We start from the raw sequence: 13629 nt of genomic DNA, 5'->3' as shown, positions 1-13629 counted from the left end.
AACGACGTCTACCTCGGTAAGGAACTCGCGGCAGCGAGCAGGGCCGCTGGTTTGTTGAGCGGACGCGGTCCCGTCCCATCAGCCGTCGTGGGTGTATTGTTGGCCGAGGAGCCATCCGGTGAGAATGCCGCCAGGTCCGCTAGCATAGACCGAATTAAGGCCCACACCGGCGCGCAGCATCCGCCATTCATGTTCGCCGACCCACGGAATGCCGGGATCACCCTTCTGATATTGCGACAGCAGCGTTCGGGCGACCTCGGCGGCATTGGCGTAGATCGGGCCGTTCGCCCAGCGGGGGCGCGGTAGACCTGTCATGCGGCAATAAAGCGCAGTACAGACATAGGCGGACGCCTCCTCCGCATTGGCGTCAAGGCCGGTGCGCAGCAGATCGTAAGCCGCATGCAAGGCCTCATGGACGATATAGGCTTCGTCCATCCGCCCCGTTGCCGACACCACCTCCAGCGTATTCGCCGCGACGACGGTACCGTCCGCTCGCGTTCGCGCGACATCGTTATATTGCGCCGCAACACCTACCGCGAGGTCCGTCGGAACCCTGACGTGGATCTGTCCCAACCGGATCGCGCGTGCGACGTGATGGAAAGTTTGCGGTGCAATCGTCACGTGGCTACCACGGATCGGAAACCGGAAGCGCATGCGCGCGACCGCCGGGCCGTTCAGCACATCTAGCACCCTGCTCCGAAGCGACATCGGATCGTCCTTGTCACTGCTCCACGAATAGTGGTCGGCCTCTCCGGTCGGGAGGTTCAGTTGAACCCGACCGCGTTCGGGCCAGACCAATCGGAGACAGGCTTTGGCTCTGAGGACGGCCCCGTGACGACCACCGACCCGACCACGACCGACACTTACCGGAAGATCGCCGCGCGGCTAACCATGCTTCGGCCACAGATCGATCTGTCGAAATATTTCGCGGGGCCGAATCCCAATGTCCGCCTCTACGACGAAAAGGCCTATATCCGACGTCAATTGGAGAAGTACGGCGTAGCGGCCGCGACGAACACGCTCGACGGCGTCACGTTCCTGCCGAAGGATTGGGAAGACCTGATCAAGGTGCTTCGGATTGCCAAGACGTCGGATGGATTCGACGCCTTCGCCGAAGGGAAAAGCCCGGAGAAACCGTCGCACTGGGCGCTCGATCTGTCGATGGCAGCCACGATCGGCAAGGGATTTAGGGAGATCTGGCGCCCAAAGCTATCCGACCGGCCGCTCTCGACGCGAGACCTTCCGGGCCGGCACGGCTTCGGCCTTGGACGCGGCCGAGGGCAATGGAGCGACGACTATAGTGCGCAGTTCGGCAAGGACCCGCAGCCGCAAGACATCACGTCGCTACATTTCGCGGTAGCGCCCGACCGCGTCAACGTTCACATCGACGAGACGGGCTTCGTGTTCGAGGGAGCGGACGGCGCCCTCACGGTCGGACCGAATTTCGGCCATCACGCCGTCAATGAGCTGTTCTGGAAGAGCAACCCCCACTTGCCGCGCTGGGCAATCGATCACATCGACCTGATTCTGCCGAACAGCGCCAATGACTTTTCGCGATTTGGCATATCGGTCGACCTATATCAGCGCAAGGATCTGCGCGTCACCGTCACCGGGTCCTGCGGAATTTTCGGGGGCTTCGAGTGCTCGGGAACGTTGAGCGTCAGTGGGACGCACGATTTGCTCGGCTCCAAGCCGAGAGGCTCGCGCTGACGCGGACCGTAGTTCCGCGGTCCGTATCTGGGAGGCGATATGCCACAGTTGAAAGACAAGGTCGGTCGGTTTGCGACAACGGGTCGCAGCTGCCAGAACTGGAAGCAAGACCAGGAGTTGGTCATCTCGCTGCTCAACAAGATCGCCATTTCCGACGGGGGTGCGGAGAACACGCTCAAGCCGCAATTGGTCGTGACAGGTCATGCCAGCGACAGCCTCTACACCTCCATCCTGTATTTCCAGCAAAAGAACTTCCCGGGCACGCCTGACGGCTACATTCGACCTGGCGGGCCAACTTTCAGCAGGCTCGTTGACCTCTCGACGAAGGCGGCTGCAAAGCCTCCCTCTCCAAAAGGCCAATGGGATGGAATCACGACCCCATCCGTCGATGCCGCGCTTCGCAAGGGGTTGATCGACGATTCAAAGCTAGATTACGCGGAAGTGGTTGACATCATCAGGGCGACCGTCGCTGACGGCACGGTCACTGCATTCGAGCTGGACGACCTGATGACCATTGCGAGCACCTCCAGAACGCTGTCGCCGACTTCAAAAAAGCTCATCACGCTCTTCGTCGGTGACGAAAAGAAGAAGTGGCTCGGGGTGGGACCGTACGACCTCAATTCGGATCAAAAGAAGCTCGCCGCAGAGATGGTCTGCGATTTCCTTAAAAACACGAGGACTACGTTCTTTCCGAAGCTCGACCCGCACCGCGTCGGGATAGGCATTCTCAGGCGCATTGCGAAGCCGAGCCTCATCGATCAGGATCAGGCAAGCCTGTGCGGACCTTCTGCGCTGATGTTCAGCTACGCGTCCGACAAGCCTGGGCAGTATGCGCGGTTCGCCATCGACCTGTATCAGAAGGGGCAAGCGAGCCTCGGCCGGCTGCTGATCAAGCCGGGAAAGGACGTGAAGAACTACAGGCCGCCCTACTCGCTGGACCACGTCGATTGGCTGACATGCGCCTCCATCCGCGACTCCGAAAATTGGTTCCTCGATTTTGACGACACGGGCAGAATAAGCGATGTCGCTGGAATCACCGTGCCGAGCGAAATGGAGCAATGGTTCCGCAAGGCTGGATACCAGGACGTGCGCGAGGAGACCAATCTGAAATTCAGCAAGGGCATCGACAACGTCATGGAAGCCAACGCCCTGCTCGCCGGCGGATACCGCGTATGCCTTTTCATAAGCGCCAACATGATCGAATATGACGACCAGTCTGACGAAGGCTCTGTGCTCACTCGGCACTGGGTCGTCTTGCGCGATAAGATTCAAGTGTCGAACGGAAACGTGACAACAACGATCTTCACTTGGGGCAAGGGAGACTACGCGATCCCGCATCCCAGCAAAGGCGGGGCTCTGAAGCCCCTGCCCCTTGCGGATTTTCTGATGAATTATTACGGCTACGTTGCTGCCAAGGCGTAAGCGGCGCTCGCTGGTGTTCGTCATCTACCGAGAACGATTCCCTCAATCGTCCCAACCTCTACAGGTCACATCGGATTCGCCGCGTAGCGCGGCGTCAGGCCTGCGGATCGGCAGCCTTGGTCGACAGCTTCCGGCCCGCGTGACGAGCCGATGGCCCGTTCATGTTGGAATCAGTCTTGCCGGGATCACTCGGCCATGAACTCGCCGTCAACGTTGTGGCCTAGAGAGCGGTGACATTGCGGCTTCAATAGGAACTTTTTCACGGTCGACCAACCATCGGCCTGCGCGGCCGCAGCCGTCCTTTGATCCGGACCTGGTCGTACCAGTAAATCCAATTGTACTTCCTTACCAACCCTCCCATGGGTGGGAGATGGGCGAGCCTCCAGTACAGGTCGGGCTGGCTGAGCCTGAACCGCTCGATTATCTGCACGGGCGATGGAGATGTGTTCTGCGGATTGTCAAGGAAGACGGCCGCTTCCCATAACGCATCATCGGGCGCAGGATCTTTGCCTTTATACGGGCCTTCGGTCGGCCCATAAAACGCTCTGAAAAGCGGAGGCCCGCCTTTATCGGATACGTATATGTTCGTCAAAATGACTGCGAGATACTCTTCAGAATCCTGGTACCAATGGTCTGCTGGGGCAAAGTTCATCACGCCGCCTATCATTCGTGAGGCGTGAACGAGTTCGTGGTACAGCACCTCGTCGGTTGCCATCGCGGGAGCATGGCCATGGTGAGCCTTCTTGAATTTCTTTCGAAGAAGCTCTGCTTTCTCGGGCGAAAATAAGACATCACAATTTGCGCCTCCGCCTTTCCCGACGACTTTGAACAGTTCCTTTTTCTTTGGATCGGAACTTAGGCGGGCACCACGGGCAATAATATATTTCTGTTGATCAAGGTCGTCGGCCACCGTCAGTGCGTTGGCGTCACTCAGGTTATATGGGCGAATTCTCGCGAACGATGGTTTGCTAGTGCCGAATTCGTCAAGCAAGGCCCGGCCAGTCGGGTGGCTTTGTATTTGTTTCAGGAGACCGACAATCTGACGCCTGTAGCTGTTCTTGGCCGCCAAGTATTTCTGCTTCAGCGAATCGAATTTGCCGGCATGGGCGTCGGCACTCTCATGGTTCACCACCATCCACGATCCCATGCTTCGGAAGGCTATGAGAATGCCGTTCGGCAGTCCTTCATCAACCACGGGATCACCTAGATCCCATTGCAATATGGAAAGCATCGAGAGGCGATGCGTGCTTCTCGATATAATTGTTGAACTTCTTATACTGCTCGTTCTGCTGAAAGGTAAAACCTAAGAAATCGTAATCTAGCTCCGTAAGATCAACGTCGTCGGCCATGGCAACTCTCCATATTGTGCATTCGACAACGCGATGGTCCGCCGAGAACTACGCTGAATAGTCGCAAACCAGATACCAACGGTTCGTCCGCTCACGAACACACGACCGTGATAGGTAGCGAAGCGGTTCCACGCCGGGTTGAACCGATTTGAACAAGGGCGAGACATAGATCTTAAGGACGTTGTATCGACCTTCTACGGGGGCCGCATCGTGGCGTGTACGGAACCGGAGATTACGCCTTGGCCCGAACGGGTCCGGCGCACGGGTGAGCTAAAGATATTCCCTGGGCCGAGCTTCACCCCAAGCGTTTGGGTGAATGATCTCGACACAGCGATCACGACGATCAACGAGCTTCTCAAGCAGAACGGCGTCTATCTTGCGTTCAGAAAAGCTGACGGTGCAGCTGGCAGCCTAATCGTGGCCGAAACGTATCCGGGTTCAGGCCTCCATGGCAGCGCCATACAGACCGTCGTCGACTCGCGTAGTGGCCCTTCGATGAATTCAGTGAAGCTGCGAGTGCCTGCAACTCCGAAAGTCGGCCGCGCTGACGCTGGCCAGGCAATGCGGCTCCATATCCTTGTGCATGAACTCGTCCATTGCATTGGACTCTCGAATTGCGCACATAGCAGCGATGACGTTTTCATAGGGACACTAGTCATCGATAGCAGCGGCACGGTCCCACCCCCGAAACTGGGCGGGCACACGATCTCAAGAATTAAGAAGGCGTGGCCAGAGACGTGGGTCAGCGTGCAAGGCGGCGCTTTCGCCAAACAATCGGCCGATGAGCTGAAAAAATCGATGGAAGGAATCAAGCTCTAGCAGTCTGCTGAAGAACTCCTCGCCACGGAGGGGGCTTGATGATTCACTTTATCATCTCGATTCGGTGGAGATGATGATGCGCGGCAGGTTTACGGATCAGGGCGGCCTGTTTTCGTACATTGCGCCGGATAAGCGTGTGCCAGCGAACCATCCGCTGCGGCAGGTTCGGGAACTTGTCCGGGACGTTTTGAGTGATTTGAACCGCAGCCTTGGGAGGCTCTACGCCAGCGAGGGACGCCCTTCGATCCCTCCAGAGCAATTGTTGAGCGCCTTGCTGCTGCAGGTGTTCTACGGCATCCGCTCGGAACGCCAGTTGATGGAGCAACTGGACTACAATCTTTTGTACCGCTGGTTCGTGGGACTGTCGCCGGACGATCCGGTGTGGGACCCGACCACCTTCACCAAGAACCGGGAGCGGCTGCAGAACGGCGATGTGTTCACGAAGTTCATGACCAGGCTTCTGAACCATCCGCAGGTCAAACCGCTGCTGTCGGACGAGCACTTCTCGGTGGATGGAACGCTGATCGAAGCCTGGGCTTCACAGAAGAGCTTTCGCCCCAAGGACGGCAGCGGCGACGATGAGGACGGCGCCAACTTCCACGGCCAGAAGCGCAAGAACGACACCCATGCGAGCACCAGCGATCCGGACAGCAGGCTTTATCGCAAGGCGGCCGGACGGGAGGCCAAGCTTTGCTATATGGGCCACGTCACCATGGAGAATCGGCATGGGCTGGCGGTGGCCGGCAGGGTCACACATGCCGATGGCACCGCCGAACGCCGGGCTTCGGAGACCATGCTGAGGGCGACGCAAAGCCGCAGGCCGCCGTATCACCGCCGGTGAGGACAAGGCGTACGATACCGTCGATCATGTTGCCAATCTTCGCGCCATCGGCGTGACGCCGCATGTGACGCAGAACCAGGCCGTCACCAAAACCGGCAAGACCCGCAACAGCGCCATCGACGAACGAACCACGCGGCATCCGGGATATGGCATGTCGCAATCACGCCGGGCGATGGTCGAGTGCATCTTCGGATGGGGCAAGCAGCACGGCACCATGCGCAAGACCAAACATCGTGGCATCGGCCGCGTCGCCGCCGATTTCCTGCTCAATCTGATCGCCTATAACCTGATCCGCATTCCCAAACTGCTTGCCGCCTAGCCACCCCGCGTCAGGGTACACCCAACACCAGCCTGGAAAACTATAACCAACTCCACCGCGCCGACCCAACAACGGCCGCAACAACAAGAAAGCTCTCCATTTCAAGGTTTTTCAGCAGACTGCTAGTGGCTTTCCCACCCTCGCGGATCGGCGCGATCATTGGGAATGGGATCCAAGTCTCGCGACTACATCATTTCGGGTCGACGGTCAGGCATCTGGCCGAGCGTGCTGCCGATGCTCGACGGGATGCCGACATATTGGCCTGCCAGGCAGTACGCGATCGGCCAGGCCTGGCTTGAGCACCATGAGAGCGGGACGTTCGAGCGGATGCTTCAGGCTGGCGCGGACCTGTTTGCCTGACAGAAGATCGGTCGACCATGCAGCACAAAGACCGGGCCCGGGGAGAGCGCTGAGGCTCATGGGCATCCCACTCCTCATCAGTGCGATACCATATAAGCGCGCTGGTCGCCCCTCGTTCCCGAAAAAGAAACGGCCCAGCGAGGGGACTGTGCTGTCCTACCTAGCCCAGTCAACGGAGCCACTGGTGGCGTCGAGGTCAGCGGATCCGTGGCGCTCATCCCGTTTCTCATGCAGCGCGAGCTGCAATTTGCCCGCGTCTGCGACTTCGGTGAAGCCGGCGCCGGGCCAAAGTCCGGGACGAAGCGGCCAGCGAGCCAAGATAGTCCGCAACCAAACCGGACGTGAGGTGTTTCCAAATCGGGCGATTTTCTAAGAGCTGGGAGAGTCCGATGCTTAGGAAAACCCTGATCACATTAATCGCGGTGATGGCCGTGGGCGCGTTGGCACCGACTGCTGCTTCTGCACGCGGAGGCTTCGGCGGCGGCTTTCATGGCGGCGGTTTCCACGGCGGCTTTGGTGGCGGCGGCGGCTGGCGCGGAAGCGGGTTTGGAGCAGCCGCTCTTGGACTTGGGATAGGTCTCGGCTTGGCCGGTGCCTACGGTTACCCTTACGGCTACCCCTACCCCTCCGACTACGGCTACGGCTATGGTTACCCCTATGGCTACGGCTACCCGTACCGAGCCAGTTATGGCTATTGCGTCGCAACAGCCAGCCAGCATGAATATACTTGCTATTAGCGGTGAGACGGTAGCTCATCCCGTTTGAAGCATTGGTCAACCACGAGCCGAGCACCGGGCGCGACGCTCGCTGGCCGAGCGGCGAAACAATATCAAGAAGACCATTGCCGCGCTTGAACAGCGAATCATCAGCACAGCGGCTCCCGCTTAATACGCGTGCAGGGGGCATTGGCTCTGGACCTAGGAAGGTGATGCAAAATGGCTCAAAGTCTGCACACCTTCGGTGGCCGAAGGGCTATGGCGGAAACGGACTATGCGCTGGGCGAAAGGAGTCGTTCCGGTCCCGACAACAAAAATAGTTCTGCTTGATAACGATGTTCATCGAGAACTAATCCAAAGGTGTAGCGTGGTTGGTCCCTCAGTAAGCGTTCAGGGGACCCCTATGACTACTCTGCTTGCCAAGCTGGAACGATTTCAGAGTCTCGCCGCGGAATGCGATTTGATCGCTGGCCGGGAGGCGGATGGAAGCAGGCGAGAGCTCTACTTGCGCTTGGGGGCGCACTACCGCCAACTAGCCTGCGACATGCGCAGTGTCATTGCGAGCGTCGACGCCGCCGCATGATGGCGTTTAATTCCAGCCTTGACCCGATCGCTTGTTGAGCACGCCGTCAGCCGTCGCGATCGCTAGCGGCTTCTCTCAGCGCTCGATTGGGGCGATCATGGGCACATGCCATGGCGCCGCAAGCCCCGCTCAACTTTCTTCTTCCGCTGCTGGTCCAGCCAATAGGATCAAAAGCCAGCTCTATGCGTTGACCATTATTGAGCCCGCAGAGGAGGTTCAGCAATGGTCGACTTTCGAGAACGGAGGACCGCACCGGCAGGCGTCGAAAGAGAAGCCCGCAAGGTATTCAGGCAGGCGGAAGCGAAAGAAGCTTTGAACGATTACGCAAAAGCGCAAAAGGCATTCCACGAGAATCGTGAAAGGCTAAAGGCCGAGCGCTTGGCTCGAGAGGCCAAGAGCCGCGAGCCGACCGGAAAGGCGCATTAGGAAACCCAGCAGCGCGCGACTCGTAACCCGATGTACAAAGACGCGATCATGGACGAGCTGAGACAGATCGAGCTCGATATGGTCGAAGGCGAAAGGCGGCTCGCAGAGCTTGAGGCCCGTCTAGTTGAATTGAAGAGGTCGAACGAAGACACTACCAAGGTTCGAGCCGAGTTCGATGTGATGCGTAAAAATCAGCTTGACCGGGAGCAGAACCGCCAACGGCTGCTTTCGCTTCTCCACCCCTAACAGAAGGCAATTGTCGATGATTCCTAGAGAACGCCATGACATGCCTTGGATAATCGGAGCTGCCGCTTTGGCTTTCGTCCTAGCGATCGTCACGGGAGGATTGACCTACTTCCATTAACCCGCCGGTCCCCATTCTTGGCGGCGCGTCTACCGAACGAATGATCGAGCCTCGCTTGCGAGACACTGTGCAGGTGAACCGCGGCTTTAGATCGGACAAACGCATTTCGTCCGGCCATCGCGACGCGTCCATCTGGACATTGTGGGAGCACTGATAGTCCTTGCAGAAAATACCGATAAGGAACGCTTCTGGGCAGATTTAGATACTGCCTTGGGGACTTTGCTGGTCCGCATGAGTTGCACCGTCGTTCAGCTCGCTTCGGAGGTCAAATCGAGTATGAATCTGATGGAAGCCGAATCCGTCGCTCAATTGCCGCGCGGAGCAGAGTGGCAATATGAGCCAAAGTGGGACGGATTCCGTTGTCTTTTGATCCGCGAGGGCAGCCGAATTCGCATGCAATCCAAAGGTGGCCGCGACCTTGTTCGCTACTTCCCGGAGATTGCTGCGGCCGCGGCGACCTTATCGCAGAAAACGCTCACGCTGGATGGCGAATTGATCATCGAGCTTGAGGCCGGGTATTCATTCGACGCGTTGCTCCAGCGCATCCACCCGGCCGCGAGCCGGGTTAAGCGCCTTGCCGAGGAGACGCCCGCGACCTTCATGGTTTTTGACCTGCTGCAATCGGGCACGAGAGACCTTGCGGTGCTTTCGCTTATGAAGCGTCGTGCCGCTCTTGAAAAACTTTCGCGACACACTTTCGAGCCAGGCGGCATCATTCGTCTATCACCGGCAAGCCGCAACTATGCGGATGCCAAGGCCTGGCTCAATACCGTGAATGAAGATCATGATGGCGTCGTCGCCAAACGCCTTGATCTTCCCTATCGAGCCGGCGCCAGGGATGGTATGCAGAAAATCAAGCTCCTTCGGTCGGCCGATTGCGTTGTCGGAGGGTTTCGTTACGCCGAGAAGAAGCTGGCCAATCGTAAAGTGGCCGGCTCCTTATTGCTCGGACTTTATAGCAAGGACGGCCTTTTGCACCATGTCGGCTTCACCTCCGGCATCCGATCGTCGGATCGACCGGCTCTCACCGACCGGCTGGAGAAAATTGTAACGCCGCAGAGCTTCACCGGCACGACGCCCGGCGGCCCAAGCCGGTGGACGACAAAGCGATCCCGCGAATGGAAAGCCGTTCGACCGACTTACGTCGTCGAAGTGTCCTACGATCACGTATCGGGCGACCGTTTTCGGCACGGCACGAAGATCATCCGATGGCGTCCCGATAAGAAGCCGTCGCAGTGCCGCCTGGATCAACTTCGGCAAGCGGCAACCAGGCGGCCTTTGAAAACTGTTAGCGGCGCTTGAGAAAGGCTGACGTGGACGGCGATGGTCGCGGGCGCTTTTCATAGATGTCGTGGCCGGGACATTGTGGCGACGTCACGGCCTTGCCTCATTCACAATTGGAAGTTTTCAAGATTATCCGCCCTTACACCCGGCTTCGCTGGCTTTTCGCGGTCATTGGCGAAGTTGCCCGGATTGCCCGACGAACTTCCGCGCTGCTGGCCGGCTTGCTTTGCGCGTTGCGCCTGCTGCCCCGACTGCCCGTGGCTGTGCTCGCCACCTTTCTTGCCCGTTGCCTATGCGCGCTATGGATCGTTCGCGAAATCTCGGCGCCATCGAAGACGCCATGGCGAAAGTGAAAAGAAGTGTCGGAAGGCGTGCGGGAGATTCTCGAAGAGAGTCAACCCCCGGGGCCAAGCGCTCGGCTTTCTCCGCGAGGCTCCGCTTGCCTCATGCTCTCGCTTTCATGCTTGGCTGCCTTGTCGCCCGCCGCTAGTCGGAAATATCACGGTCGATTGCAAAGTCATCGAGCAGGGGCGACGATCCTCCCGAGAGAAGCGAGCCGATCAGCTCCGCGGCTAGGAAGCTGAAGGTAATTCCGTTACCGCCATAGCCAAAGGCCGCAATGATATTCTTGCAGCCGGGCACTGCGCCGATGAGGGGCAGCCCGTCGAGGGTGGCGTCGAAGGCTCCTGACCAGGCGAATGCTACGCGGCTGGAGGCGCGCGGCCAGAGAGCTCTCAGGCGTTCCTTCAGTACCCTCGCCTTTGCCGGGGTCGCAGCATCGCGGGCGCCAGATTGAATCAGCCCATGATCATCCTCACCGCCGAAGATGATGCGGCCATCGAATGTGGTGCGGGCATAATGGTAGTTCTGGGTTGCTTCCCAGATGAGCGCCTGCTCCGGCCATAGATTATCCCCCTGCGGGGCAGTTGCGATCGCCCAACTGGAGGCCGGTTGTTGGACCGTGGATCGCACGATGTCCGGCATGACATAACCTGTCGCCAGCACCACATGCTGCGCTTCGATCGAGAACCCGTCTTCAAGGCCGACGGTCACGGTCGAGGCGGTGTCGTCATATGCGACCGCGTTGGCCCTCAGAAGGCGGGCGCCGCGCTTGAGTGACAGATCGAGCAGGCCGCGCGTGAGCAGAACGGGATCTGCGTCGGCTGCGTCACTTGACAGGATGGCGCCGGGCCGGACGAGCGTGAAGCGTTGCAGAAGTTCGGCATGGTCCAGTAGGAGGGACGGCAGATCAGTGCGGCTTCTGAGGCCATATTCGTCCTGAATGAGCTTCGGGCTCTCATCGGCCGCAAGATAGAGCGAGAGACGCGGCCGCATGTGACACGCGATTCCATAGTGCGCAATCAACGCCCGCAACCCCCGAGCGGCCTGGTGACTGGCGCGATAGGAGCGGACTGCCTTCTCGAAACCGTAAAGCTGTGTGAGTTGGAAAAGCGGACGGTCGATTTCCCAAAGCAGCATTGCGGTGCTGGCGACCGTGCTGCCGAGGCTTGGAATCTCGCGATCGATGATGATGACCTGCCGACCCTGCCGGGTCAGGCGCTCAGCCACCAGGGCACCGGTGATACCAGCGCCTATGACCAGGACTTCGCAGCGAAAGCTGTCGGGAATCGGCTCGATGGACGGTGGCGGGAGAACCGCCCATGGTGTGCGGGCGCTGCGCAGGTCGTCCTGTTCGATATCTTCGTCTTTGAAGATGGAAAAGCTCCCGAAAATAGGTGAAGTGATCTCGTCACGCAGGCTTATCGTTGAACGGGTCGCAAGGCCGAAACGGCCGGCGCATTGATCGGCTGGCCATTGGGCGCGAAGATCGAGCCGTGGCATGGACAGTCCCAGCAGGTCTCGAAGCTGTTCCAGTGCAGATGGCAGCCGATATGGGTGCAGCTTGCCGAATGCAAATGCAGCTCGCCCGATTTGTCCCTGTAGGCAGCGATCTTCTCAAGACCACGACGCAGGATGGCGCCCTCACCCGGCTTAAGCTCCTCAAGCGAGGCGATTTCACCCGGCGCCACATACTCGGCGAGGTTTTGCAGGATCGTCATGTTCTCGCGCAGGAAATTCCGTGCCGCTGCGAGAGGTTTGCGATCCGGCGCATAGACGGACCTCCAGGGGTGATCCTCGCCGAGAATGAGGGATGAGTTCAGCACCGCGCCCATCACACCATGGGTGAGCCCCTGACCGGAGTCGCCCATTCCGAGGTATATGCGCTCGCTGCCGGGCTCGCGGCCGATGAAGCCCGCATAATCAATGGTATCGAGTACCTGTCCCGACCAGCGGTGCGTGACGCTGCCAAGGGCCGGGATCAATTCACGCGCCCAACTCTCCAGCCGGGCAAAGCGCTGGTCGGCGTCATTCGCCTCGCCGCTTTTGTGGTCTTCGCCGCCGACAAGAACGAAATCATGATCGTCCGGACCCGCTTGCAGCCGCACATAGTGGTAGGGATCCTCGGTGTCCCAGTAGAGCCCGTCCGGAAGTTCACCCCGCGCGATCGCAAAAGCGACCACGTAAGTGCGATAGGGAGCGACCTTGGAATGCAGCTCGAAGCGGTCGGCAATCGAGGCGTTGGTCGCGATCACGGCGTGACCCGCGGTGATCTGCCCGTGTGGGGTTCGCAGCGTAACGCCGCCGTCCCGTTCGGCAACTTCTTCGACCGGACTGTTGGCGAAGAAGCGAACACCGTTTGTTTCGCAGACTGCGGCAATTCCGGCAAGATATTTGAGGGGATGGATTTTTGCCTGGCGCGGATAGTGAAGCACGTGGCGTTTCTCACAGCCTTTGAGCGGCACGCCGACCAGCCGATGGACCGGCGCGCCAACTTCCTGCACCGCTTCCAGTTCCTGGTCGATGATGTCGGCGGGCATGCCGTTGCCCTGAAACAGGTACCCATCCAGTCGCATAAAATCGCAGGCAATCTTCTCGCTTGCTTGAATCTGCTCGATCCGATCGACCGCGGCGGCCTGACTTTCGTAGAATAGCTTGGCGATTTCGGCGCCGCGCAGTTTCTTGAATTCGGCCATCAGATCGTCGCAGAGCGGCGCAAGGTGCGCCGAAGTCCGCGCTGTCATGCCGCGGCCGATACCCTTGCGATCGATGACGATGACCGACTGGCCGCGCTTGGAGAGTTCATAGGCGGTCGAAAGCCCAGCGATTCCGGAGCCGACGACGGCTACATCGCAATGCCCATCGCCTTTGAGCTCAGCCGCCTCTGGAAGTATCTCCGTGTCCATCCATAGCGAGGTACTGACCATCATGATCTCCGCGCAATATGGCAAAACGCCCGCTCGGTGCCGCAGTTCCTCCTGCGACGGGAAACGGCCTCCGCGCGCCTTCGCAAGGATGGTCAGAACGGCGACCCGACAGTTGCGGCCGCTGCGGCAAAGGCTGCGAGGAACAAAGTCCAATCCGCGCCGTTCCATCG

Annotated in this window: 13 protein-coding genes and 1 pseudogene; 9 read left to right on the top strand and 5 right to left on the bottom strand. The window is 59.2% G+C overall.

Annotation, left to right across the window (positions count from 1 at the left end; genetic code table 11):
* Positions 1 to 78: 78 nt before the first annotated feature.
* Positions 79 to 681, bottom strand: coding sequence for a hypothetical protein (locus tag ACVW1C_RS24925; protein WP_456760668.1), 603 nt, complete (start codon positions 679 to 681; stop codon positions 79 to 81).
* 150 nt (positions 682 to 831) lie between these two features.
* Here ACVW1C_RS24925 and ACVW1C_RS24920 point away from each other — a divergent pair, with 150 nt between their 5' ends.
* Both ACVW1C_RS24920 and ACVW1C_RS24915 read left to right on the top strand, forming a co-directional pair.
* Positions 832 to 1710 (top strand): hypothetical protein, encoded by an 879-nt coding sequence (locus tag ACVW1C_RS24920; protein ID WP_456760667.1) that lies wholly within the window; start codon positions 832 to 834, stop codon positions 1708 to 1710.
* Positions 1711 to 1749: 39 nt separating this feature from the next.
* On the top strand, positions 1750 to 3132 hold the full coding sequence (locus ACVW1C_RS24915; RefSeq protein WP_456760666.1) for a hypothetical protein: 1383 nt from the start codon (positions 1750 to 1752) through the stop codon (positions 3130 to 3132).
* Positions 3133 to 3391: 259 nt separating this feature from the next.
* Here ACVW1C_RS24915 and ACVW1C_RS24910 read toward each other — a convergent pair whose 3' ends face one another.
* Together ACVW1C_RS24910 and ACVW1C_RS24905 are read right to left on the bottom strand one after the other, a co-directional pair.
* Positions 3392 to 4327, bottom strand: coding sequence for a M91 family zinc metallopeptidase (locus ACVW1C_RS24910; protein WP_456760665.1), 936 nt, complete (start codon positions 4325 to 4327; stop codon positions 3392 to 3394).
* 4 nt (positions 4328 to 4331) lie between these two features.
* Positions 4332 to 4481 (bottom strand): hypothetical protein, encoded by a 150-nt coding sequence (locus ACVW1C_RS24905; RefSeq protein ID WP_456760664.1) that lies wholly within the window; start codon positions 4479 to 4481, stop codon positions 4332 to 4334.
* 312 nt (positions 4482 to 4793) lie between these two features.
* Here ACVW1C_RS24905 and ACVW1C_RS24900 point away from each other — a divergent pair, with 312 nt between their 5' ends.
* The 7 genes and pseudogenes from ACVW1C_RS24900 to ACVW1C_RS24870 all read left to right on the top strand — a co-directional run bounded on the left by ACVW1C_RS24900 (position 4794) and on the right by ACVW1C_RS24870 (position 10211).
* Positions 4794 to 5300 (top strand): hypothetical protein, encoded by a 507-nt coding sequence (locus ACVW1C_RS24900; protein WP_456760663.1) that lies wholly within the window; start codon positions 4794 to 4796, stop codon positions 5298 to 5300.
* Between the two features lie 76 nt (positions 5301 to 5376).
* Positions 5377 to 6460: pseudogene (locus ACVW1C_RS24895) on the top strand (IS5 family transposase).
* 165 nt (positions 6461 to 6625) lie between these two features.
* A complete protein-coding gene (locus ACVW1C_RS24890; RefSeq protein ID WP_456760662.1) occupies positions 6626 to 6820 on the top strand; it encodes a hypothetical protein in 195 nt (64 codons plus the stop codon).
* Positions 6821 to 7209: 389 nt separating this feature from the next.
* On the top strand, positions 7210 to 7557 hold the full coding sequence (locus tag ACVW1C_RS24885) for a hypothetical protein (protein ID WP_456760661.1): 348 nt from the start codon (positions 7210 to 7212) through the stop codon (positions 7555 to 7557).
* Positions 7558 to 8341: 784 nt separating this feature from the next.
* A complete protein-coding gene (locus tag ACVW1C_RS24880; RefSeq protein ID WP_456760660.1) occupies positions 8342 to 8545 on the top strand; it encodes a hypothetical protein in 204 nt (67 codons plus the stop codon).
* Positions 8546 to 8593: 48 nt separating this feature from the next.
* A complete protein-coding gene (locus ACVW1C_RS24875) occupies positions 8594 to 8791 on the top strand; it encodes a hypothetical protein (RefSeq protein WP_456760659.1) in 198 nt (65 codons plus the stop codon).
* A gap of 394 nt (positions 8792 to 9185) precedes the next feature.
* Positions 9186 to 10211 (top strand): ATP-dependent DNA ligase, encoded by a 1026-nt coding sequence (locus ACVW1C_RS24870; protein WP_456760658.1) that lies wholly within the window; start codon positions 9186 to 9188, stop codon positions 10209 to 10211.
* Positions 10212 to 10679: 468 nt separating this feature from the next.
* Here ACVW1C_RS24870 and ACVW1C_RS24865 read toward each other — a convergent pair whose 3' ends face one another.
* Together ACVW1C_RS24865 and ACVW1C_RS24860 are read right to left on the bottom strand one after the other, a co-directional pair.
* A complete protein-coding gene (locus ACVW1C_RS24865; protein ID WP_456760657.1) occupies positions 10680 to 12035 on the bottom strand; it encodes an FAD-dependent oxidoreductase in 1356 nt (451 codons plus the stop codon).
* A complete protein-coding gene (locus tag ACVW1C_RS24860; protein WP_456760656.1) occupies positions 11954 to 13459 on the bottom strand; it encodes an FAD-dependent oxidoreductase in 1506 nt (501 codons plus the stop codon). Before ACVW1C_RS24860 ends, ACVW1C_RS24865 begins: the two co-directional genes overlap by 82 nt.
* Positions 13460 to 13629 lie beyond the last annotated feature (170 nt).

Source organism: Bradyrhizobium sp. USDA 4011, from assembly GCF_054063415.1.
The sequence above is the reverse complement of the archived record's forward strand: the minus strand, read 5'-3'. Positions and strand labels throughout refer to the sequence as shown.